Below are 22,787 nucleotides of genomic sequence, written 5' to 3' on the forward strand. Positions count from 1 at the left end.
TCATGAGCAAGCTCGCATCCCTCGCCGCCGCCTTGATCGTGTCAATTGCCGCCCTGGTGCCGGCCACGTCCGAGGCGCGCAGCCATCATCGGCATCATCGCCACCACTACGGGCTGCCCTACGCCATCAGCTTCCTGCACAATTATGGCCCCGGCCCGCTGCCCGGTAGCTTTGCGTTCTATGACGGTCCTTCCACCAACCACTGCTACCAGAGCTCGGCGGCCTATATCGGCCAGGACCGACGCCGGCATCCCTGCTTCTGACGCCATCCATGGACGCCCCGCCAGCTTCGGCGAACGACCGTTCATGTCCTGCGGAGGCTGGCCTTGGCCATCCAAGTCTGGTATCCCGGTGACGCGGGAGATTTGGCCCGCATCGCGCGCTCGTAGCTCAGCTGGATAGAGCATCGGATTTCGATTCCGAGGGTCGGGAGTTCGAATCTCTCCGAGCGCGCCAGGGCCGTCTTCGCCGACCATTGCCCCTCATCGCCGACGATCATCAACAGCGCAAATAAACGCTGTTGAGTCAGCACATTATCGCTTCGTGCACTCTCGCCTGCCATCGCCTCTCATCGCTGACCATCATTCGCCCTACCGCCCCTTCAGCTGTCCCTCGATTTGAGTTAGAATCTCCCCTTAAATTGGGCTGACCTTGCCCCCAAGTTTTATCCAGATCTGAGTTCGTTCGGGCGGTTTGATGTGCCCATCCGGGCGGTCGTAGCGGCGGGAGCTGGCGCGGAGCTCTCGGCATAGCGCAGCGCCAGATCCCGACGCGGATTGCAGGTGGCGGCGAACTCGGATGGCGTCTTCCATCCGAGCTGGGAGTGCGGCCGAGCGTCGTTATAGTCGGTCCGCCAGCATCGGAGCGCGACGCGGGCCTGAGCAAGCGAGGTGAACAGCGTCTCGTTCAGCAGTTCATCCCGCAGGCGACCGTTGAAGCTCTCGATGAAGGCGTTCTGCATGGGTTTGCCCGGCGCGATGTAGTGCCAGGCGACACGGCTCTGATCGGTCCATGTCAGGATGGCATTGCTCGTGAGCTCGCTGCCGTTGTCGCTCACCACCATCTTGGGCTTGCCGCGCTCGGCGACCAGCCGGTCCAGCTCCCGGGCGACCCGGGCGCCCGAGAGTGAAGTGTCGGCCACCAGCGCCAGGCACTCGCGGGTGCAGTCGTCGACCACGGTCAGGATGCGGAAGCGCCGGCCATCGGTCATCTGATCCGACACAAAGTCGAGTGACCAGCGATCATTCGGGAGCAGCGGCACCGTCATCGGCGCTCGCGTCCCGATAGCGCGCTTGCGGCCACCTCTGCGGCGCACCGTGAGCCGTTCCTCCCGGTACAGCCGGAACAGCTTCTTGTGATTGACCAGGTAGCCCTCCCGCTTGAGCAGGACGTGCAGGCGACGATAGCCGAAGCGGCGACGCTCATGGGCGATCGCCCTCATGCGCTCCCGCAGCCCGGCATCACCGGCCCGGCTCGTCCGATATCTGACCGTCATGCGGCAACAGCCGATGGCTTTACACGCCCGCCGTTCGCTCATCCCGTGAACGCGCACGAGATGTGCGACAGCTCTCCGCTTCGCCGCAGGCGTCACCACTTCTTTCCCAGGAGATCCTTCAGGGCGGCATTGTCCAGCATGGCGTCCGCCAGCAGCCGCTTGAGCCGCGTGTTCTCGTCCTCCAGCGTCTTCAGACGCTTGGCCTCCGAGACGTCCATTCCGCCGAACTTGGCCTTCCACTTGTAAATGCTGGCGTCGCTCACGCCATGCTTGCGGCAGAGATCGGCGACCGGAACGCCAGCCTCGTGCTCCTTCAAAATCCCGATGATCTGCTCTTCCGTAAAGCGGCTGCGCTTCATGCTCTGGTCCTCGTTGGGCCAGAACGAACTTCAAACTGGATTAAGCCCCAGGGGCAAGGTCACCGGGGTCGAAGCTCGAGCCCCGCCGAGATCTCGAGGCCAGCGTCCGCCGGCGATGACTCGCGGCGCGACCGAGGGCAGGCTGCGATGCTAGGATGACCACGCCGCATCGGTTCGCCTGTGCGGCCAACGTGATTGAATTGATCGAACGCGGTTGAATCGATCGAGAGGCGCGGATGGAAACGACCTCGGCAGCGCAGCCGCATCGCCTGAGCGCAATTGCGAGCTTTCATGCCCACATCTATTTCGATGATGCCACTCGAGCCGAAGCGGCACAGCTGCGGCAGTGGATGGCCGACCGCTTCCTCGTGACGCTCGGGCGTTGGCATGACGCGCTGGTCGGGCCTCACGAGCGGCCGATGTATCAAGTTGCCTTCGCGGTCGACGTGTTTCCAGCGCTGGTGCCATGGCTGATGCTCAATCATGGCCGCCTCAGCGTGCTCGTGCATCCGAATACGACGGAGCCGTTGGCCGATCACACCGCGCACGCGTTGTGGATCGGACCGCCGCTCGGCATCCGCGGTGAGAATCTTCCTTCGCACGGCGAGGCAGAGCTGCCGCGCGAACCGAACACCACGCCGACGATCGCCGCCTGAGCTCGCGTGCCCACTGGTGACCGCTCCGTCTCGGCACGCTCGGAGCCTTCAGACTTGCCGGACTACAGCGTGCGCGCGAGATCGAACGCGCGGAGAATGACCTCGGCGGCATCGATGTCGAAATTGCTCGGGCCGAGCAGGCGCGGCGCCAGCGGGCGGCGGCCGGGCAGGGCATGTCCGCCACCTTCGACGCGATACAGCGACACGCCGCCGATCACCTGACAATCGCGCCAGCTGAGTTGCGTGACGGAGGTGTCGCCGGCGAGATCCCGATGCGGCAGCGCCACGGCCTGGCGTGCGCTGCAACCGTCGCGCCGCGCAAAGAACTCCGCCGTCTTTTCAGCGCTCCACACCCGGCCGCGCCCGCCGCGCAGCCCGACCTCGCCGCCGCGATAGGGCACCATGGGATCAGCCGTGCCGTTGATCATCACCACCGGCACCGGCCGCGCGGTGCAGGGCTCGATGCCTTCAGGCATGTTGGCGATCACCGTGCCGATGCCGGCAAACAGCTCCGGCGCCTTGCAGGCCAGGGTGAAGCTCATCATGCCGCCATTCGAGATGCCGGCGAGATAGATGCGCCGGGAATCGGCCGTGCCGTCGGCGACGAGCTGCCGGACCAAGTTGCGGATGAAGCCGACATCATCGGGACCGCCGGAGCGGCCGTCGCGGCCGTCATTCCATTGCCGGTCGACGCCGTCGGGAAAGACCGCGGCGAAGCCATGGGCTCTCGCGGCTTCGGCAAAGCCTGTCGTGCGGGCGGTGCCGGCGCCGCTGCCGAGCGCGCCATGGAGCACGATCACGGTCGGCTGTGGCGTCCTGCCCGTGGTCATCACCAGCGCATGACGCGGACCGTCGCTTGTATCGAGGATGATGCCGCGCTCGGCGGCGAGCGCCGTGGTCGACACGAGCAGAGCGGCCGCCATGGCGGCCATGAACGATCGGCGATGTGACATCATGAGCATCCTTCTCGGCTGGCGGGGGACTCCCCTTGGTGGAGCTTCTCTCCGGGCGCGGCGGTGAGCACGCGCAGCCGCATGGCCCAGCTCCGGGCTGCCGCGAGATCGCGGGCGATCGCAAGCCATTCGCCAAATGCGATCCGCAACGGATTGACGCTCGGCGCAACGCCGACGAGGCCGTAGCGCAAGGTCTCGCCGGCCGGGGCCTCGGCGAAACTACCGAACAGCCGGTCGAAAATGATGAGCATGCCGCCATAATTGCGATCGAGACAGGACGCGTTGGCCGCGTGGTGAACGCGGTGATGTCGCGGCGTGTTCAGCACATATTCGAGCGGACCGAGACGCGGTGCGAGCTCGGTATGGATGAAGAATTGGTAGAGCAGATTGACGCCGAGCATGGCGATGATCGCGAGCGGATGGAAGCCGAGCAGCGCCAGCGGCAGATAGAACAGAAAATGTCCGGAGATCTCGCTTGTCCAGCCGAGACGAATGGCCGCCGTCAGGTTCAGATGCGTCGAAGAGTGATGCACGGCATGCGTGGCCCACAGCCAGCGAACCCGATGCGAGGCGCGATGGTGCCAATAATAGACGAACTCACTGGCGAGAAACAATGCGAGCAGGGCCAGCGGCCGGCTCGGATCGAAATCGAACATCCTGTGGCGATAGGCGATGATGAGGGGAACGGCTGCGACGAGCGCGACCATTGCGCGGATGAGGTGCTGTCCGACCGCGATGGCGAACGAGGCTGCGGTCTCGCGCAGGTCGTGAGTCTCGCGGCCGGCGAGCCGGCCGAGCCCATATTCCAGCGTCATGAAGCCGACCGCCGTCAGCAGCACGATCATGCGCGTCGACGGGGGCAAGGAAGGGAGGATGGGCATGGTGCGTGTCCGGCGTCATCGGATGGAGACGGCGTGCCGGCCCGCTCCGGAACAGCAAGCGGACCGGCGATGTCAAATGCTTCGGGAGGACCACAGCCAGCGGCGCCGCGGCGTCCGTTCAGCGCGTGACGGTGCGGCTGTAGCTGTAGGAATTGCCGCGCGGTCCCGTGCCCTGGCCCTGCCGGGTGCAGCTGCCGTCGCTGCAGCTCGCGGAGCCGGAGCGCGACCAGCTGCGGCCGGCGGGACCCGTGCCGCCACCCTGCCAGGCGCAGGCACCCCCGGAGCAACTGCCGGAGCCGCCAAATGAGGTGGTGCCGCGCGGTCCGGTGACCGAGCCGCTGCGGGTCCAGGCATTCGCGTCGACCGCCGCTGCCGCCGAAAGGACTGCCACGAGCAGAAATGTCGCGATGGATGTCTTCACGTCAGTCTCCCAATTCGTTCGCGCGGGCGATCGTGTCGCCTGCAGAGGGATACTGCGCGTTCGATGTCGCGGCCGGATGCACCGCCGGTGTCGTTTGGTCGCGGCGATTGGCTGGATTGTCACGGCTTGTCACACGACGGCCGTCCGATGCCGCAACCTTGAGCGGGGCGGACTCCGGCCCGCCGCTCCCGTTCAGGCCGCTACCGGCCCGCCGTTGCGCTTCACCACCGGGTCTTCGTCGCCGTGTTGACGTTGATCACCGCGGTGGCCGTGTTGGACGTCGTCGTTGCCGTGTTGTTGATCAGGGTCAGAAGCTTGTAGTAGTCGACGACCTTGGCATTGGCGACGTACATCACGTCCTTGCTGCGCATCTGGAAGCCCGAAGCCAGCAGCATGCCGGAGGGATCGCGCAGGTTGACGTGGTAGATGGTCGGAATGCGGTCGTAGATGAAGCGGCTGGTATCGATGCCGAGCTTCTGCAGTAGCGGGCGCTCCTCGTAGCGATAGAGGAAGACCTCGGCGGGATCCGATTGCTGGTCGTTCAGGCCGCCCGCCTTGCCGATCGCCTGGGCCAGCGTCAGCGTCTCCGTATCGAACGCAATCTCGGAATTGAAGCCGAAGACGTTCTGGTTGAGGGCGCCGAGGGCCGTAAACGTCGGGGATTCCCGCGTGATGTAGATGACGTCGTTCGGGCGGATGAAGATGTTCTCGCGCGGATCCTGCACCACGCGGCTGAGCAGCACGCGCACGCGCTTGCCGTCCCGCTGCAGGGTCACGTAGCTTTCGATCGCCTCGTGCCTCGGGCCGCCCGCACGCGCGATCACCGCCAGCAGGCGTTCACCCACGCTGTTGAGGGCCAGCACGCCCGGCGTGTTGACGTCGCCGAGCACGCTGACCACGCTGGAATGCTGCTGGTTCAGGCTGACCACGACCTGCGGCTCGAGGGCGCGCTTCTGCAGCCGGAGGACGATCTCCTGCTCGATCTGCGGCAGCGTCCGGCCGGCGGCGGCGATCTCGCCCGCATAGGGAACGCGGATATTGCCTTGCTGGTCCACCGCCTGCGCCGGCAGATCCACGAAGTTGCCAGGTCGGGCGCCGGCGGCCGTGGCCGGCGTGAACAGCCCGCCTGGGGCGGCTTCGAAAATGGACACGTTCAGCACGTCACCGATGCCGGCGAGCTGCACCGGCTTCGGCCGCTTGTCGGGAAACACGCCCTGGAACGTGACCATGTTGGGCTGCGACAGGAAGCCGATCGTCTCGGGGCTGACGTCGACCAGCGCATAGGGGAGCGCCGTATTCGACCGCACGCTGGCCGTGGCATTGTCGCTCACTGCGTCGCTGGTCGGCCCCGTCCCGGGAAGCAGGGAGCAGGCTGGCAGAAGCGCCAGGATCGCCAGAGTCAAGAGCGCGCGCGAGCCACGGCGAAGGCCACGAAAGCCCTTCGGGCCCGCTGCGCTCTTGCGCACAGCAGCCCCGCCACCGGTCGACCCGGGCGGCTTGAGCAAGGCTTTCAAACGCTTCCCCAAATACAGCAAAAATACGTTCCCCACGCTGCTCCCTCACCAAGAAGGGAGAACGTCCCACTTGTTTCAACCTACCCGGCGGCCATACCGGACGAAAGCGCACCGCCATTCCGGTTGGTCCGCTTTTGCCCGGCCGTGCCAATTAGGCCACAGTCTGACATTACCATATTACCACTCAAGGCTGTCAACGCCGCCGGAGGGTCCCGCGGTGGAGGGATGAACCATTCGACCTAACAGAACCCGAGCAATTTTAAGCACAAAGCCGTTGCGCAACGGTTAGCCCGAGTCGCTTCGCTCGGGCAGGGGCCGACGACCTCGCAGTCCGCGCAGCGCGTCGGTGAGCCGAGGCAGCCGGACAGCCGAGGGAGGCGAACCCGCGCCGCCCAGGCGCCTCTGTAATCGGCGAGATTCGAAGGCCGTGCGGGCGGCGGGACCGCATGCGGGCGGCCGGTTGTCCTAGGCCGCCGATCAAGTCTATGCTGCTGCGCCAGCCTTTGAGGCTGTTTGCAACGGAGCACGCAATTGTCGAACGTGATCAGGATCGCCGCAGGCGCTTTCGCGATCGCCCTCACGGGCCTATCCGATCCCGCGTCGGCGCGCGGCCTCTATCCGCTGACGGAGTGCGGGCCGGATCTCAGCCGACTCTGCCGGCTGCACGGGGCATTCGAGGCCACTCCGTTTCATTACAATCTCGCGATTCATCCCGGATGCATTCGGCGCGTCGCCGTCGAGACGCCCCGGGGCGTGCTGTACCGCCGCGCGCTGGTGTGCGGGGCGCCGGCGCGGCCCATGTTGTGGTAACCTGGGCCCCTTCCTCGACGTCTCCGAACGGTGCTGGACGCTCCGCTCGGCCGAGTCATGGTCAAGCTCGGCGCAAGATGGCGGCCGCGATGGCCGATCAGGGCGGTGCTCGGCCGGTCCCGCCGCGTTCGGGGAGCGTCGATCATCGCGCAGACGATTAAATGGGCAGCTCCGCACCGTATTCTTACGTAATCTAGAATTAAATTAATTGTGTAGAGACGATTCTGCACGGTCGGAGACATAAAAGGGTAGACTGAACAAACTAAAGCTTCAATTGTACCGGACGAAAGGTACTTAAAAATACCTTTCTGGCAATGCGGTAGCATTTTACTGCAAACCGCAGCGAGCGCTAGAAGTATTTAATGTCTTGATGTCAAATGGTAAATTAACTTGTCGCGAGTGGTTAATTTAATGCCGAAAATCGAATTCGTGCATCGTTGCGATGACGGTTCGGCGGCATTCGGCGAAGAAGCCCTCGAAACTCGCCAACGAGTGGGGTCCGTCCTTGTGTGACGAGCTTGGTGCCGCGTTGATTGAGGATATTGAGATGGGTGGCGGCGGTAGCGCTTTGAAGGCCGTCCTGAAATCGCTGAATAAAATACGCCTTGCCAAATTACGTTTCGGCCGGCCAACGTCGGGCCGTTCGCAGCAATCCGCGCTGCGGTCGCAGATCGAGCTTTGTGATGCCTTGCTCGATGAGATCCAATCCATCAGCAGCAGCCTCGGCAAACGCGCGAAGAAGTCCACGGCTTCCAGGCGTCGCCCGATGGCCACGCGGCACGGCCGCGGGACGGCTCACTTGATTCCGCCCCGGCCGGCGGTGCCGGGTCGAACCAGGCAGCAGAAATAATCGCATCGGAATTTGATCGCCGCGCCGGCCGGCCGTTATGGCCGCGCCGGTTGCCGGCGCGAGGCGACAGCCGCTCGGCATTGACCCCTGATGACGCATCAGGTTGCCCAGTGCTGCTGTCGGTGGCGCTCGACGGCCGGATGTCATCTGGACGTTCTTCAGCCGTCGTGTCCCGCAAGACGGCGCTCCGAGACGGGCCGGAAACCATATCGCGGCGAACCATGCGATGCTGCCGCTTCACCTGGCGCACGGGCCTCTGACGTAGCCCCCACGAGCGATGACTTTGGACAACGGGTGCCGGGATCGGCCGCCGGGTGTCCGCAGCCGTCCTCAACCTCACGGCCGATCGCAGCGGCAGTTAGTTCCGCTGCCGATGGTGTGCCTGTCTGACGCCGCGCGCCCCCCCGGATGCTGTCGGCGCGACGTGAGCGAGTCTGATTCGCGCGAACGCTCCTGAAGGGTTCAATATTTGGGGAAGGCGTTTGATTCGCCGGAACAATGTCGGCGGCTTTGCGGCATATTCACGATGGCGTGCTCAATTAAACTCGCTCGCGACATTTTGTGCGCATGCAAAAATATCTCGGTCCGGGTTATCAGGGTGCTCGCTCGAATAGGTTGTAAGTCCGCCGCGGCAGCTTTGAAAACCATGGCGTGGGGAGAATATCAGCTATCAAATACGCGCAAGTTCGATCATCGAAACTACGTCACTTTGACGCGGCCTTGCCGTAATATGCTGCGAATTCGTCGCAGAATCGTGTTGATTCGGCGGCTTCTTCCGGCGTGCAGACGAATGCTGCCGCAATCTCGAAGGCGGCGCGACATCGTTTCGGAAACGGGGTTGCAGGTTGCGCTTTATTTGAGTTACAACCATTTGGCTTGGCCGGGGTGGTATAACTCAAATATTCAGTTTTTCCGACCACGAGCCACTTGCGGAACGAAATACCGAATTATATGACGTTAATCCGGCAGGATAGAGATCACAGACAAAGGTCGCTGTATGTCCACCAAGAAGATCGATTTCGAGGCGATGTCCTTCGATGACCTCTGGTCTCTCCACGAGCAGATCAGTCAGATCCTCGCCGTGAGGATCACGTCGGAGAAGCGCGAGCTCGAACGTCGACTGGCGGTTCTCAACCGCAGCCGCGGTGCCATCGAAGGTGCCGGCAGCGAGAGTGGGCAGTCCTACACCACGAGCGGCAAGGCGCGGCGCAAATATCCCCGCGTGCTGCCGAAGTATCGCAATCCGCAGACCTCCGAGACTTGGTCCGGCCGAGGCAAGCAGCCGCGTTGGCTGGTGGCGGCGATCAAGACCGGGCATCGGATCGAGGAGTTTGCGATCAATGGGGCTGCCGCTTCGAAAAGTCGCCGTCAGCGCGCCTGATCGAGGTAGCTTCAGTCAAGCCCGTTCCTAGTTTGAGCGACGTGCCGCGTCGATGCGGCGCCTGATTCGCGCTGTCTGGATTGGGGAGCGACATGTGAGCGGTCTGACGCCCATGTTGCGATCCGCCGGCCAAAACCCTGAAATCGGTCCGATCTGCCCGCACGGCTCCGCCGATGGGCTCGCGATCATCATCCGTTGCGAATGCGCCTAATAGGCATTGTTGCCGCGGATCAGCTCGATCGGCGTCCTCAGCAGGATCGCGATGTCGAGCGACAGGCTCCAATTGTCGATGTACCAGAGATCGAATTCGACGCGCTGTTCGATCGACGCACGCGTGGGCGTCGGGCCGCGGCAGCCATGCACCTGCGCCCAGCCGGTCAGTCCGGGCTTGACGCGGCGACGGAACGCGTAGTTGCGCACGAGCTTGTCGAATTCGTTGTCGTGCGCCAATGCGTGGGGGCGGGGACCGACCAGGGACATGCTGCCGTCCAGGACGTTGAGCAACTGCGGCAGTTCATCGATGCTGGTCCGGCGCAGCCAGGTCCCGAGCCGGGTGAACCGGCTGTCGCCGATCTGGGCCTGGACGATCGAAGGCCCGTCCTCAAGAACGGACATCGTGCGAAACTTGTAGATCTGAAAAGATCGGCCGTTGAATCCGCAGCGCTGCTGCCGGAACAGCACCGGCCCGGCCGAGTCGAGCTTGATGGCGATCGCCACCAGCAGGAGCAGCGGCGACATCAATGCCAGCGCGATGCCCGCCAGCATGACATCCATGAGCCGCTTGGTGGCGTGTTCGAGCGGACTCAGCAGGCCGCGCTGCAGCTCGATGCAGACCGCATTGCCGAGCTCGCGGCACGGCCGCTTGAAGAGGTCCGCCGCCGTTCCGAGCGGCACGAAACTCACTGGAAACGGCAGGACTCTCAGCTCGGCGCCGAGCGTGCGCAGGTCGGACAAGGGTTCGGGATTGGCGCCGACGACGATCTCTTCGATGTCGGAGCCGCGCACATAGTCGATCACGCTGGAGACGATCCTCTGTCGCTGATCCGGATCCGCGTCGGGCTCGGGAAGCAGGAAGTGTCGCTGGACGCGAAAGCCGGTGTCGGTGAGCACCTGGGTCAGTCCGGGGTTGTCCTTGCTGGCTTCATCGGTGATCAGAACGATGTTGCGGCCCGAAAACCGTCTCTCCGCCAGCCCCTTTGCCAGCAGATAGGCGGTGGTCCGGCGATGCAGGATCAGCGCCGCGAGCCCGAGCATCGCGAATACGATGCTGCTGCCGCGGGAGAATTCGCTCCCGATCTTGAGCGCGAACAGCGCGCCGGCCAACACGAGGAACGCCGTGACCCAGGTCAGGCAGGCCGCGCGGATCTGGCGCGGCAGGATCAACAGCTCGGCCGGCCGGTACATCCCGCGGATCTTCATCAGCGAGACGAACAGTGCCGACACGAGGATCGCCAGGCCGAGCGATTTGCTGACGTCGTTGGCGCCCGCCGCATCCTGCAGGTGATACAGAAACCCGGACAGGACGCTCGACATGGTGATCGTTGCGATGTCCGCCACGATCGCGAAGGGCTCCACCGAGTCGTAGTGGACGGGCCATTTGCGCCCTTGGAATTGCCGTTCCACGAGGACGGTCGGCATTCCGTTTCGGTCGAGAGTCTCGGGCTGATCCACGTAATGCATGGGATGTCGGTGTTCGAAACTCGGTTAAATAGCGGTTAGCCGTCATTATATGTTTTGCTATTTAATTTAAACAGTTAAAAATTGCCATTGGGATTTATTCGCGCCGCCGGATCATCTCCCGATACCGCGGCGAGGCCGGTGACACCGGAATGCCGGTTCTGAAGGACGGAAACGAGGCCGCTCGCGCCCCTCCAAGGCGGTCCTGGCAATGCCGGCGTGGCGATTTAATGTTCGTGAAGCGAGTATTTTAATGTCGGCCGCCAAGAACGGCATTTAAAAAGAAATATATTTGGATTATTAATCCGGAGCCGGGAGCCCGCGACGCGGGTGACGTTCGCAGCGGACCGAATGCAGGGGAGGTTTTCCTCGCGCAGTCGGGAGGGCGAAACGAGGGCACGGCGAGCCGTCTCCGAGGCCGGCCGGCGAGATTGGAAGATAATGATGCTCATTTCAACGATCGAGAACCCGAAGGACGTCGCGCCATGAAGGTCGTATTGTTCTGTGGAGGACTCGGGACGCGGATCCGGGAATATTCCGACAGCATTCCGAAGCCGATGATCCCGATCGGCCATCAGCCGATCCTCTGGCATGTCATGCAGTATTACAGCCAGTACGGGCACCGGGATTTCGTTCTGTGCCTGGGCTACAAGGCCAATGTGGTGAAGGAGTATTTCCTGAACTACAATCAGGCGTCCACCACCGACTGTACGATCTCGCAGTTCGGCAGGAAGGTCGAGCTGCTGGGCGATCGCCCACCGGATTGGCGGGTCTCGCTGGTGGACACCGGCATCTGGCGCAACATCGGCCAGCGACTGCGGGCCGTCCGGCACATGGTCGAGGGCGAGGAGTTCTTTCTCGCCAACTACAGCGACGGCCTGACGGACGCGCCGCTGCCGGAGATGATCGATCGTTTCAAGCGCAGCGGGAAGATCGGCTGCTTCATCGCCATCCATCCGCCGATCAGCTTCCACCTCGCCGAATTCGACGCCGACGGCACCGTGGGCCGCATGGCGGCGAGCAATGATTCCAACATCTGGATCAACGGCGGCTACTTCATCTTCCGCAAGGAGATCTTCGACTATATCGAGGAGGGGGATGAGCTGGTCGTGCAGCCGTTCAAGCGGCTGATCGACCGCGGCGAGCTGATGGCCTACCGCTACGAAGGGTTCTGGCGGGCCATGGACACGCTCCGCGACCGCCAGGTGCTTGAGGAGATGATCGAGCGCGGCGACACGCCTTGGCATCTCGGCTCCAGCCTTCCGGCTGTGGTGAACGGATGAGGGCGCTGCAGCTCGCCGGTCGCGGCGACCGGCTGTCGGTCCTGTGCCTCGGTGCGCATTCCGACGACATCGAGATCGGCGCCGGAGGCACGCTGCTGTCCTGGCTCGATCAGGGCATCCGCCTGGATGTTCATTGGTGCGTGCTCAGCGGCAATGGCGAGCGCGGCGTCGAGGCGCGGGCGTCTGCCGACGATTTCCTCGCCGAGGCCGCCGGCCGCAATCTCGAGATCATGCAGTTCCGCGACGGCTTCTTCCCCGAGCAGGGCGAGGAGATCAAGGCCTGGTTCGAGCAGCTCAAGGGCCGCATCAATCCCGACGTCATCCTCGCCCACCGCCGCGACGACGCCCATCAGGACCATCGGCAGGTCAACCGCCTGGTCTGGAACACGTTCCGCGATCATCTCGTCCTGGAGTACGAGATTCCGAAATGGGATGGCGATCTCGGACGGCCCAATGTCTACATGCCCGTCTCCGAGCGGATCATGAAGCGGAAGGTCGCGCTGCTGATGGCGCATTTCGGCAGCCAGCGCTCCAAGCAATGGTTCGACCCGGAAACGTTCATGGGACTGGCGCGACTGCGGGGCATGGAATGCCGCGCCGCCGAGCGCTATGCCGAGGCATTCGTCGCGCGCAAGCTGTCACTGGGGTGAACGGCGGCCGAAGGCGCTCGCCGCGAAGGGCGCATCGATATCCGATCGGCGAGGAGATGATCGGCGCTTGACCGCGATGCGTCGCTGCGCCCGGCGGTCAGCCGGCCGCCCGTCGGGGAAGTTCGATGATCTCCTCTGCCGGCGGGCGCTCGATTGCGGTGGCCGGCACCTTCTCCAGCCAGACCTCGCGCCACCACGCATAGATGCCGCGTGGGCAGAACAACCGGTTCTCGCTGTAGCGCGACTGGCAATAGACGCCGTCGAGGATGACGGCCGGCGTCTTCATCCGCCGGATGTAGCCGGTGCGTTCGTCGATGAACTTCTCGACCCGCGTTCGCACCCGGAACACCTTGCCGCAATAGGGCACCATCTCGGCGTCGAAGCCCATGCCGCGGTTGTTGGTCTGTTTGTCGATGGTGGCCAGGATGTCCTGGTGCGGGCGCACGCGGACAAGATCACCGGGCTGCAGCCCGAGATCGGCGATCGGCGCGTCCTTGTCCGTCAGGAGATCGCCGCGCTTGCGCGGAAACGGTACGCCGCCCCACAGCGACTGGACGCGGTCGTAGATCCAGCGCGCGGGCCGGCCGAGCCGGGGACGACGCGCCATGGTGGCGCCGACATAGGCGAAGTAGAGGAAGCCCCGGAACATCTTCGCGAGCGAGACATTGCCGGACGCGATGTCCTCGGCGTATTGCCGGGCGTCCCACCATTTGAGCGGCTGGGTGTAGGTCGGCAGCTCGGTCGCCTGGCAGGCGTAGCGCGGGCCCTTTCCCGGCTGCTGGTCCGGCGACTTGGTCGCATCCCACACCGCGCGCACCGTGCAGCCGCCGGGCGGCGGAAGGGGAGCCGCGCGATCCGGGCCGGCCGACGCTGGTTTGGCCGGATCGACCGGGGTGAGCCACGCCTCCTTCCAGAAGATCAGGCAGGCTGCCTGGCAGCCGCCATAGGCCTCGCCGTCGCAGCGATGCTCGAGATGCACCGCGTTGGGGAGGCGCCGTCCGAGCCACTCTCCGGTGTTGTATCCGGTGACCGTGTCGCAGGTCTTGTGGGCGCGCTTGTAGACCTGGAAGCGCTGGCCGCACCATTTGAACATCTGCGGCATGAACGGCAACCCTTCGAGGCGCCCGTTGGCATCGAGCGTCGCCAGGATCTCTTCCTTGCTGCGCACTTCGACCCAGTCGCCGGCGGATAGTGTCATGCTCTGTCTTTCAATGCTTCAATCAATGCGTCATCGAGGCGGGCGGGGCATCCCGCGCGGGACGCCTCATTTGCAGGGATCGAATTAAAGCTGCCGAGGTCTGCGATCAACATTTGTTCCTTTTGCGGCATTATTTAATTGAGCGAATTAATTAAATCAAGAGGGGGCCTGATGCCGCGCCGGCCGGATGATCGTAACATCAGGCGGGTCGGGGTAAATACACGGGTTTTCCCGGAGTTTTGTGCGCCGTGCCGGAGAAATCGGCGGGCGGCGTCGCTTGCCGACGGATTCACTGGACGCTGGCTAGAATATTAAATTATAATCCACTACAGGATGATTTAAATTCTTGTTTTGGCTTGTGGCATAGAGGGTGCGATTTTGAAGGTACTGATCACCGGAAACATGGGCTATGTGGGTCCGGTCGTCGCGCGGCATCTGCGGGCGCAGCGCCCGGATGCGACGCTGCACGGCTTCGACAACGCCTATTTCGCGCACTGCCTGACCGGAGCGCCGGTTGTTCCGGAGCGATGTCTCGACGAGCAGATCCATGGCGACGTCCGCGACATGTCGCTCGACCTCCGCGGTTATGACGCCGTGGTCCAGTTGGCGGCGATCTCCAACGATCCGATGGGCAATCGCTTCCAGGATGTGACGCTCGACGTCAACCAGAATGCCACCGTATCGCTCGCCAGGAGGGCTGCGGCGGCCGGCGTGAAGAATTTCGTGTTCGCGTCGAGCTGCAGCGTCTACGGCATCGCCGACGGACCGCCGCGCAAGGAGAGCGATCCGCTCAATCCCATCACGGCCTACGCCAAGTCGAAGATCGGATCGGAGCAGGAGCTCGCCGCGATCGACACCGGCATGACCATCACCTGTCTGCGCTTTGCGACGGCCTGCGGCATGTCGGATCGGCTGCGGCTCGACCTCGTCCTCAACGATTTCGTGGCCTGCGCGCTCACCCGTCGCCAGATCAGCGTGCTCTCCGACGGCACCCCGTGGCGTCCTCTGATCGACGTCGCCGACATGGCGCGGGCGATCGACTGGGCCATCGACAGGCCGGCGGCGACGGGCGGCCGTTTCCTCACCGTCAATGCCGGCTCGGACGACCGCAACTACCAGGTCAAGGATCTCGCCAACGCGGTGGCTGCGCGCGTGCCGGGGACCAGCGTGTCGATCAACACCTCCGCGCCGGTGGACAGCCGCTCCTACAAGGTCGATTTCGGCCTGTACCGCTCCCTCGCCCCCGATCATCAGCCGCAGGTCACCCTGGACCAGTCGATCCAGAACCTGGTCGATGGTCTCAAGAGAATGCAGTTCAAGGATGCCGAGTTTCGCTCGTCCGATCTGATCCGTCTCAAGGTCCTGCAGGACCACATGGAGACGGCCAGGATCAACGACAGGTTGCAATGGACGTGATCGCGCCGGGGCGGACGCTTCGCCTCAGCCGGCAAAGACAGTAGTGACGGAGACATCATGGAACTGACCCTTCCCACCGCCGTCGGCGTCGCGCCCAAGTGCCGGCACTGCGGCGACGACCTGACCCTCAAGCTGATCGACCTCGGCGCCTCGCCGGTTGCGAACGACTACATCGATCCGGCCAACTACATGCGCGCGGAGCCGTTCTATCCGCTGGAGACCTTCGTCTGCCGCGAGTGCCGTCTGGCGCAGACACGCGACCTCCTGGCCGCGTCCGAGATCTTCCGCGCCGACTATGCCTATTTCTCCTCGCACTCCACCTCGTGGCTCGAGCACGCGCGGTGCTACGTCGAAGCCATGGCCGATCGCTTCAAGCTCGGTCCGGCCTCGCGGCATGTCGAGATCGCGTCAAATGACGGGTATCTGCTGCAATACTCCCTCCAGAAGGGGATCGACTGCCTCGGCGTCGAACCCTGCGAAAGCGTTGCGCTGGCCGCGCGCGCCAAGGGCATCGAGACCCGGGTCGAGTTCTTCGGCCGCGACTATGCGGCCCGCCTCCGGGAGGAGGGCTGGTCGGCCGATCTCCTCACGGCCAACAACGTGCTCGCGCACGTTCCCGACATCAACGACTTCGTCGGCGGCGTCAAAATCCTGCTGGCCCCCGAGGGCGTCGCGACCTTCGAGGTTCAGCACCTGCTGACCTTGATGCAGCGGCATCAGTTCGACACCATCTATCACGAGCATTTCTCCTATCTGTCGCTGATCGCGGGCCTGCGCATCTTCGCCCAAGCGGGCTTGCGGGTGTTCGACGTCGAGCTCCCGGAAACGCATGGCGGCTCGATCCGGTTCTTCGTCTGCCACGCGGGCGCCGCTCATGCGGAGAGCCCGAACGTCGCCGATGTTCTGGCACGAGAGCGGGCCTATGGGCTGCATGACGACGCGATCTACATGGCCTGGAACGAGCAGGTCAAAGAGACGAAGCGGGCGCTGCTCGAGCTGCTGACGGCGCTGAAGCGCGACAACAAGAAGATCGTCGGCTACGGAGCCCCGGCGAAGGGCGTGACGCTGCTCAATTATTGCGGGATCCGCACCGATTTTCTCGACTTCACGGTCGATCGCGCCCCGTCCAAGCAGGGCCGCTACATGCCGGGCGTGCGCATTCCGATTCTGCCGCCGGAAGCGATCTTCGAAGCCAGGCCCGACTACGTCCTGATCCTGCCGTGGAACATCAAGAGCGAGATCAAGGCGCAGATGGCGGCCATTCGCGATTGGGGCGGCCGCTTCATCGTGCCGGTCCCCAAGGCCACCATCGAGGAGTAGAGCAAGGCATTGCCGCACGATTGCGCGAAGAGTTTTGAGCCATGAGGTTTGTCCAGCTGGGACGTTCGGATGCGCGGCTGATCGAGCTGACCGTTCGGTCCGACGAGCGCGGCAGCTTCACGCGAACCTGGTGCGCGAAGACCTTTGCGGAGCAGGGCATCGCGTTTGTCCCGGTGCAGGGCAACAGCTCGGTGACCCGACGCCGCGGCACCGTCCGCGGAATGCATTTCCAGCGTGCGCCGAAGCCTGACGCCAAGATCGTCCGCTGCAGCGCCGGCTTGATCCACGACGTCATCGTCGACATCAGGCCGGAGTCTGCGACGCGCGGCGAGGTCTATGCTTGTGAGCTCGGTCCCTCGACGGCGCGGATGCTCTACGTCCCCGCGGGCTTTGCCCATGGATTCCAGACGCTGACCGACGACGTGACGGTCGAGTATCTGATGGGCGAGGATTATGTCGAGGAGCTCTCGGACGGTTTCCGGCACGACGATCCGATGATCGGCATCCGATGGCCGCAGCCGGTGACGGTGTTGTCGGCCAAGGATGCTGCCTGGCCCTCGCTTGCCGAACGGGGGCTGTGGTGAAGCAGCACGGCGGCAGCGAGGTGTCTTGGGGGAGGAATCTGGCGGCTCCGGAGCGGCCCGATCGCCTCGAAGGTTCTGACGATTTGTCGAGGAGGATCACGGAATGACGAACATTTTCGTTGATGCCATCATGCCCGATGACGAGCGGCGCCAGAAACTGTACGAGGGTGCGCTGTTCCTGTACTCGCCGACGCCTTCGCTCGATGCGCTGGTGGCGTTCGCCAGGGAGCTGATCGAGGAGGCGTTTCATCCTTACGATCCGCGGACGGCGCAATTCGAGCTTCCTGTCGAGCGCTACGTCGAGATTCTCGTCAGGCTGAAGCCATTCTTCATTCATCACGCCCGGTCGAAGGAGCTGGTGCAGGGAGCGCTCCGCGAGCTTGGCTGCGATCCCGAGCTGACCTATTTCGACGTGCCGCGGCTGCGGTCGGCAACGAGCGACGACTATCTCACCACCGGGATCGCATTCGCATTCCACCCTCATCGCGACACCTGGTACTCGGCGCCGCCGTGCCAGCTCAATTGGTGGCTGCCGGTGTATGACATTGCGCCGGACAACGGCCTTGCATTCCACCCGCGCTATTTCGACGAAGCGATCAAGAACGGCTCCAGAAACTATAACTATTACGAGTGGAACCGGACCTCACGCGCATCGGCGGCGCGGCACATCAAGACTGATACACGGGTGCAGCCGAAGCCGGAGCAGGAGATTGCACTGGATCCACAGATACGGGTGATCGCGCCGAGCGGCGGCGTCACGATCTTCTCCGGAGCGCATCTGCATTCGTCGGTGCCGAACACCTCGGGCGTGACGCGGTTCAGCATCGATTTCCGCACCGTGCATTTTGCCGACGTCAGCGGCCGGCGCGGCGCCATCAACGTCGATTCGGAGTCGACAGGCACGAGCCTGCGCGACTTCCTGCGGGTGACCGATCTTGCGCGGCTGCCTGAGGAGGTCGTCGCGCCATACGATCAGGTGGAAGCTCCCGCGGAGTATCTGGTCTACCAGCCGACGATCGTGCCGCTGCCGACCGGCGATCTCGCAGCCGATGCCGCGCAGGCGTCGGCCTGAATGATGGTGTAGGGTCGACGCGCCATGTTGGACATCCTCAAATCCACGGCTGGTCCGAGAATGCCGGCGATCGATCTCCACGATCTGGTCGCTGAGCTGTTTCCGATCAATCGCAGCCTCACCGGGGCGGGTGTCCGGCAGACGCTCGGCATTGTCGCGCGTCATGTGGGTCTTACGATTCACGAGGTACCCTCCGGGACGCCCGTCCTGGACTGGCACGTGCCGGCGGAGTGGAACATTCGTCGCGCGACGATCTCGACCCTGTCGGGCCGCGTTCTCGTCGACTTCGCCGACAACAATCTGCACGTGATGGGCTACAGCAAGCCGGTCCAGGCAGTGCTCAGCCGTGCTGAGCTTGCCAAGCACGTCCATAGCTTGCCGGATCAGCCTGATCTCATTCCATACCGGACCGGCTACTATGCCGACGATTGGGGCTTCTGCCTGCCGGACCGTCTGTGGCGGGAAATGACGGAGGACAGCTACCGCGTCGAGATCGAGAGCGAGCTCTCGCAGGGATCGTTGACCTATGGCGAATTCTTCGTCCCTGGACAGACGGACAAGGAAGTCCTGATCACCTGTCACATCTGTCACCCGAGTCTCGCCAACGACAATCTCTCAGGGATTGCCGTCATGACGGCGCTGGCGATGCGGCAGGCGCAGCGGACCCGCCGGCTCGGGTACCGATTTCTGTTCCTGCCGGCAACGATCGGCGCGCTCGCATGGCTCGACCGCAACGAGCGGAATCTCGGCCATGTCGAACACGGCCTCGTCCTCACCTGTCTCGGCGATCCCAGTGGATTTCACTACAAGCAGAGCCGGAGCGGAGCGAGCATCGATCGCGCCGTCGCCCATGTCCTGAAGCACGCCGGCCATCCGCATGAGATTCTGCCATTCAGTCCCTATGGATACGACGAGCGGCAGTTCTGCTCACCGGGATTCGATCTGCCGGTCGGGTGCCTGATGCGCGGCGTGCACGGCACGTTCCCCGAATATCACACCTCGGCCGACAATCTGAATTTCGTCAAGCCGGACTGTCTCGACCAATCCTACGCGGTCATCGAGGAGGTGCTGGATCTGCTCGATCGCGACTGCATCTATGAGCGCGTCGATGGGCGAGGGGAGCCGCAACTGGGACGGCGCGGCCTGTATCGCGCGATTGCCGGCCAGCGCGAGGCAGGCGGTGCGACGCAGATGGACCTCCTGTGGGTCCTCAACCTTGCGGATGGCAAGCACAGCCTGCTCGACATGGCGGTCCGGGCCGACGTTCCGTTCGCGCGCATCGATGCCGCCGCACGGATCGCGCTGGACGCGGGTCTCATCCAAACGCCGGTTTCATCGTCGTGACGTCGCCGCCTTCTCCGCACAGCACCGTGCAAGTGATCCAACAACACCAGAGTGAGGCGTCATGAGTTCGCAGCCGGGCAAGCCCCGCATCGCCGTCTTCTCACTTCGAAACATCTTCGGCAAAGCCCTCAATCGCGGTCCTCACGTCGAGTTCGAGGACATCATCTGCGAGGTCGATTCAGCCGAGATGTTTGCGCCCGTGCTCGACCCGTCGAGCCGACGGGCGAGCTTCGCCACCCGGCTGGGCTACCACGCGCCCGTGCTGTTGAATCCCGGGCTGGCGCGGATCGAGCCGCAACAGCAATACGACGTTCTGTTCGCGATCTGCGGATTCCCGCAGGACCTGATCATGTTCGATGCGATCGAGGATCTGAGAGGCGCGTGCAGGACCTCGGTGTGTCTGCTGGATGAGCTCTGGGTGAAGGAGATCGCCAAGCACCGGCATTTCCTGAAGATCCTCGCCAAGTTCGACGTCGTGATGCCGTTCCAGATCAGTACGGTGAAGCCGCTCAGCGAGGAGATCGGCAAGGCATGCGCGCATCTTCCGCTCGCCATCGATGCGATCCGGTTTTGTCCCTATCCCGATCCGCCCGCAAGGGTCATCGACGTCTTTAGCATGGGACGCCGCTCCCGTGTCACGCACCAATCACTGCTCGCGATGGCGCGGGACAGCGGCCTGTTCTATCTCCACGACACGATCGGCGGCAGCCAGGCCATCGATCTCCGGGAGCACCGGACGCAGATGGCAAACCTCGCCAAGAGGAGCAGGTATTTTCTGGTCAATCCCGGCAAGTTCGACGAGCCGCAGGAGACCGGGCGGCAGGTCGAGTTCGGCTATCGGTATTTCGAGGGCGCGGCGGCGGGAGCCATCATGCTCGGCGAGCGTCCCGACAACGAGCTGTTTCCGCGGCTGTTCGATTGGCCCGAGGTGATGATCGACGTGCCGCATACATCGCCCGACATCGACCGGGTCATCAGGGAACTGGACGACGATCCGGTCCGCCAGGACCGGATGCGGCGAACCGGCATGGTCCAGACGTTGATGCGGCATGACTGGGTGTATCGGTGGGAGACGATCCTGGAGGCCACGGGTCTGCAGCCGATGCCGGGCCTCGCTGCCCGCAAGGATCGGCTGAAGAGGCTGGCCGCGATGGCGGCCGGTCCGGCGATCACGCGCGAGCAGGAGTTAAATCGCAAGCCGGTATTGTTGGCGCAGTGACGTTTCAATCCTTTTCTCCGCCACAAGGAGACGTCATCGCTCCCCGCGGCCTCCGATCTCGGCCGCGAACGATTCTATACCGGCTGCATTTTCGATGGTCGGATTTTCATGGCCCTGGACGGATCTGTTTGGCCCGTGACTGGGAATCGGAAGGTTGGTTACGATGATTGAAAGCGATTGAACGGAGATGTCAGAAGCCGTCGCCGCCTATTTCGAGGAACATCGGGAGTCGAGCGATCTCGGACGCCGCGCGCTGCGCGGCGGCCTGATTTCCATCGTCATCCAATACGGCAATTCCGTGCTTCAGATCGGAGCGGCCATCGTTCTGGCCCGGCTGCTTGCGCCAGAGGATTTCGGGCTCGTCGCCATCGTCACCGTGCTGACGAGCTTCGCGCCGCTGCTGATCGACTTCGGCCTGCTCGATGCCACCGCCCAGCGCAGCAGGATCACTCCGGCCCAGGTCAGCGGTCTGTTCTGGGTCAGCACCGGCATCGGCGTTGCGGTGGCGATCGTCGTCGCGGCATCCAGCCCACTGATTGCCTGGATCTACGGTGATCCGCGACTGGAGCCGATCGCGCTCTGCGTCGCGATCACCTTCGTGCTGTCCGGGCTGACCAACCAGCACATGGCGCTGCTCCGGCGCACGCTGCAGTTCGGCCGCATCGGCCGGATCCAGCTGTTCGGCACGCTGGCAGGGACGGTTGCCGCCGTCGCCATGGCGTTCGAGGGCTACGGCTATTGGGCGCTGGTCATTCGCCCCGTCGTGACATCGATTTGCGTCGTGGTCGCCGCGTGGTCGGCCTGCCGTTGGCGGCCCAGCGCGCCGGTGTTCGACGCCGAGGTGCGATCGATGGTGCGTTTTGGCCTCCACGTCGTCGGATTCACGGTGGCCTATACGTTGTCGCGGGCGGTGGACCGGATCGCGCTCGGTCTGCTCTACCGGCCCGATCAGGTCGGGTACTACCAGAATGCGATGAACCTGTACGACAACTCGATCTATGCGGCGCTCAATCAGACGCATGCGGTGGGAAGCTCGGCGCTGAGCAAGTTCCAGGCAAATCCGGCCGCGCTTCGGCAGAAGTATGAGGCGGCACTGTCGATCCTGGCCTTCTTCCTGATGCCGGCGGCGGCGATCCTCTCCGTCACGGCGGAGGACCTCACCGTCGTGCTGTTGGGGCAGAAGTGGCAGGCTGCGGGAGCGCTGCTCAGCATCATCGCGCTGCGCGGCATTTCGCACGTCGTCGAGGGCTCGCAGGGCTGGCTGCATCTGTCGCTCGGGAGGGCGGACCGCTGGCAGACCTGGGGCATCATCTCTCTGGTCGCGCAGGTCGTCGCGGTGCTGGCCGGGCTGCCGTTTGGTCCGGTCGGCGTGGCCTGGGGCGTCGTGGCCGGATACTCGCTGATCGCTTTGCCGTCGGTGATGTATGCCGGACGTCCGATCGGGATCGGTGCCGAGCTCGTGGTCCGGGCCGTCGGAGCGCAGACCATCGGCGCCGTCGCAACCGCAGCGACCGGCTGGTGGCTGCAAGCGACGTTTCTCGGAGCCTATCCCGCGCTCGTGCGCATGATCCTGTCCGGCTGCTTCTGCGGCTGTCTCTATCTCGCGATCGTTGTCGGCGTGTTCCGAGTCCGCGAGCCGCTCAGGATCGCAGGTACGATCGTCCGGGACTTCATCGGCAAGCGTTGAGAGGGAGCGAAAGGAGC

The 22,787-nt window shown here is 63.9% G+C and carries 22 protein-coding genes and 1 tRNA gene; 15 read left to right on the top strand and 8 right to left on the bottom strand.

Annotated features, from left to right (window positions below; translation table 11 throughout):
* Positions 1 to 2 precede the first annotated feature (2 nt).
* Together QW861_RS26260 and QW861_RS26265 are read left to right on the top strand one after the other, a co-directional pair.
* Positions 3 to 263 (top strand): hypothetical protein, encoded by a 261-nt coding sequence (locus QW861_RS26260; protein WP_315717684.1) that lies wholly within the window; start codon positions 3 to 5, stop codon positions 261 to 263.
* A 116-nt stretch (positions 264 to 379) separates the two neighbouring features.
* Positions 380 to 456, top strand: a tRNA-Arg gene (locus QW861_RS26265).
* A gap of 208 nt (positions 457 to 664) precedes the next feature.
* Here the strand turns inward: QW861_RS26265 and QW861_RS26270 are convergent.
* Positions 665 to 1,854, bottom strand: a protein-coding gene (locus QW861_RS26270) for an IS3 family transposase (protein WP_316193675.1) whose coding sequence is annotated in 2 segments (ribosomal slippage) — positions 665 to 1,605 and positions 1,605 to 1,854 — 1,191 coding nt in all. Because the reading frame shifts where the segments join, the coding sequence is not laid out codon by codon here.
* A gap of 236 nt (positions 1,855 to 2,090) precedes the next feature.
* On the opposite strand from QW861_RS26270, the gene QW861_RS26275 reads away from it, so the two are divergent.
* On the top strand, positions 2,091 to 2,510 hold the full coding sequence (locus QW861_RS26275) for a DOPA 4,5-dioxygenase family protein (protein WP_315717378.1): 420 nt from the start codon (positions 2,091 to 2,093) through the stop codon (positions 2,508 to 2,510).
* A 62-nt stretch (positions 2,511 to 2,572) separates the two neighbouring features.
* Here QW861_RS26275 and QW861_RS26280 read toward each other — a convergent pair whose 3' ends face one another.
* The 4 genes from QW861_RS26280 to QW861_RS26295 all read right to left on the bottom strand — a co-directional run bounded on the left by QW861_RS26280 (position 2,573) and on the right by QW861_RS26295 (position 6,096).
* Entirely contained in the window at positions 2,573 to 3,463 is an 891-nt protein-coding gene (locus tag QW861_RS26280) for an alpha/beta hydrolase family esterase (RefSeq protein WP_315717379.1), read from the bottom strand.
* Positions 3,463 to 4,344: a sterol desaturase family protein gene (locus tag QW861_RS26285; RefSeq protein WP_315752487.1), complete on the bottom strand. Its 882-nt coding sequence runs from the start codon at positions 4,342 to 4,344 to the stop codon at positions 3,463 to 3,465. The genes QW861_RS26280 and QW861_RS26285 overlap by 1 nt, the downstream gene beginning before the upstream one ends.
* 118 nt (positions 4,345 to 4,462) lie before the next feature.
* Positions 4,463 to 4,765 carry a hypothetical protein gene (locus QW861_RS26290; protein WP_315717381.1) on the bottom strand — a complete coding sequence of 101 codons (303 nt, stop codon included), beginning with the start codon at positions 4,763 to 4,765 and terminating at the stop codon, positions 4,463 to 4,465.
* A 221-nt stretch (positions 4,766 to 4,986) separates the two neighbouring features.
* Complete coding sequence (locus QW861_RS26295) at positions 4,987 to 6,096, bottom strand: polysaccharide biosynthesis/export family protein (RefSeq protein ID WP_315717382.1); 1,110 nt, start codon at positions 6,094 to 6,096, stop codon at positions 4,987 to 4,989.
* Between the two features lie 723 nt (positions 6,097 to 6,819).
* On the opposite strand from QW861_RS26295, the gene QW861_RS26300 reads away from it, so the two are divergent.
* Positions 6,820 to 7,089, top strand: coding sequence for a hypothetical protein (locus QW861_RS26300; protein WP_409977967.1), 270 nt, complete (start codon positions 6,820 to 6,822; stop codon positions 7,087 to 7,089).
* A gap of 442 nt (positions 7,090 to 7,531) precedes the next feature.
* Positions 7,532 to 7,939, top strand: a complete 408-nt coding sequence (locus QW861_RS26305) for a hypothetical protein (RefSeq protein ID WP_315717384.1) — start codon at positions 7,532 to 7,534, stop codon at positions 7,937 to 7,939.
* Positions 7,940 to 8,643: 704 nt separating this feature from the next.
* Here QW861_RS26305 and QW861_RS26310 read toward each other — a convergent pair.
* Positions 8,644 to 8,838 carry a hypothetical protein gene (locus tag QW861_RS26310; protein WP_316193676.1) on the bottom strand — a complete coding sequence of 65 codons (195 nt, stop codon included), beginning with the start codon at positions 8,836 to 8,838 and terminating at the stop codon, positions 8,644 to 8,646.
* A gap of 98 nt (positions 8,839 to 8,936) precedes the next feature.
* Here QW861_RS26310 and QW861_RS26315 point away from each other — a divergent pair, with 98 nt between their 5' ends.
* Complete coding sequence (locus QW861_RS26315) at positions 8,937 to 9,320, top strand: H-NS histone family protein (RefSeq protein ID WP_315717385.1); 384 nt, start codon at positions 8,937 to 8,939, stop codon at positions 9,318 to 9,320.
* 207 nt (positions 9,321 to 9,527) lie between these two features.
* Here QW861_RS26315 and QW861_RS26320 read toward each other — a convergent pair whose 3' ends face one another.
* Positions 9,528 to 11,000 (bottom strand): undecaprenyl-phosphate glucose phosphotransferase, encoded by a 1,473-nt coding sequence (locus QW861_RS26320; RefSeq protein ID WP_316193677.1) that lies wholly within the window; start codon positions 10,998 to 11,000, stop codon positions 9,528 to 9,530.
* A 482-nt stretch (positions 11,001 to 11,482) separates the two neighbouring features.
* On the opposite strand from QW861_RS26320, the gene QW861_RS26325 reads away from it, so the two are divergent.
* Together QW861_RS26325 and QW861_RS26330 are read left to right on the top strand one after the other, a co-directional pair.
* Complete coding sequence (locus tag QW861_RS26325) at positions 11,483 to 12,280, top strand: glucose-1-phosphate cytidylyltransferase (RefSeq protein ID WP_315752489.1); 798 nt, start codon at positions 11,483 to 11,485, stop codon at positions 12,278 to 12,280.
* Positions 12,277 to 12,930 carry a PIG-L deacetylase family protein gene (locus QW861_RS26330; RefSeq protein ID WP_315717389.1) on the top strand — a complete coding sequence of 218 codons (654 nt, stop codon included), beginning with the start codon at positions 12,277 to 12,279 and terminating at the stop codon, positions 12,928 to 12,930. Before QW861_RS26325 ends, QW861_RS26330 begins: the two co-directional genes overlap by 4 nt.
* Positions 12,931 to 13,027: 97 nt before the next feature.
* Here the strand turns inward: QW861_RS26330 and QW861_RS26335 are convergent, their stop codons facing one another.
* Entirely contained in the window at positions 13,028 to 14,128 is a 1,101-nt protein-coding gene (locus QW861_RS26335; protein ID WP_316193678.1) for a hypothetical protein, read from the bottom strand.
* Positions 14,129 to 14,506: 378 nt separating this feature from the next.
* Here QW861_RS26335 and QW861_RS26340 point away from each other — a divergent pair, with 378 nt between their 5' ends.
* The 7 genes from QW861_RS26340 (at position 14,507) to QW861_RS26370 (ending at position 22,770) form a co-directional block, all read left to right on the top strand.
* Positions 14,507 to 15,544, top strand: a complete 1,038-nt coding sequence (locus tag QW861_RS26340) for an SDR family oxidoreductase (RefSeq protein ID WP_315717391.1) — start codon at positions 14,507 to 14,509, stop codon at positions 15,542 to 15,544.
* 57 nt (positions 15,545 to 15,601) lie between these two features.
* Positions 15,602 to 16,864, top strand: a complete 1,263-nt coding sequence (locus tag QW861_RS26345; RefSeq protein ID WP_315752492.1) for a class I SAM-dependent methyltransferase — start codon at positions 15,602 to 15,604, stop codon at positions 16,862 to 16,864.
* 41 nt (positions 16,865 to 16,905) lie between these two features.
* Positions 16,906 to 17,448 (top strand): dTDP-4-dehydrorhamnose 3,5-epimerase, encoded by a 543-nt coding sequence (locus tag QW861_RS26350; protein WP_315752493.1) that lies wholly within the window; start codon positions 16,906 to 16,908, stop codon positions 17,446 to 17,448.
* Positions 17,449 to 17,551: 103 nt separating this feature from the next.
* On the top strand, positions 17,552 to 18,520 hold the full coding sequence (locus QW861_RS26355) for a phytanoyl-CoA dioxygenase family protein (protein ID WP_315752494.1): 969 nt from the start codon (positions 17,552 to 17,554) through the stop codon (positions 18,518 to 18,520).
* Between the two features lie 24 nt (positions 18,521 to 18,544).
* Positions 18,545 to 19,864: a DUF4910 domain-containing protein gene (locus QW861_RS26360; RefSeq protein ID WP_316164860.1), complete on the top strand. Its 1,320-nt coding sequence runs from the start codon at positions 18,545 to 18,547 to the stop codon at positions 19,862 to 19,864.
* A 61-nt stretch (positions 19,865 to 19,925) separates the two neighbouring features.
* On the top strand, positions 19,926 to 21,083 hold the full coding sequence (locus QW861_RS26365) for a glycosyltransferase (protein ID WP_316164861.1): 1,158 nt from the start codon (positions 19,926 to 19,928) through the stop codon (positions 21,081 to 21,083).
* A gap of 187 nt (positions 21,084 to 21,270) precedes the next feature.
* Positions 21,271 to 22,770, top strand: coding sequence for a lipopolysaccharide biosynthesis protein (locus tag QW861_RS26370; RefSeq protein WP_315752497.1), 1,500 nt, complete (start codon positions 21,271 to 21,273; stop codon positions 22,768 to 22,770).
* Positions 22,771 to 22,787: the final 17 nt, after the last annotated feature.

This window comes from Bradyrhizobium sp. SZCCHNRI1029, from assembly GCF_032487555.1.
Classification (GTDB): domain Bacteria; phylum Pseudomonadota; class Alphaproteobacteria; order Rhizobiales; family Xanthobacteraceae; genus Bradyrhizobium.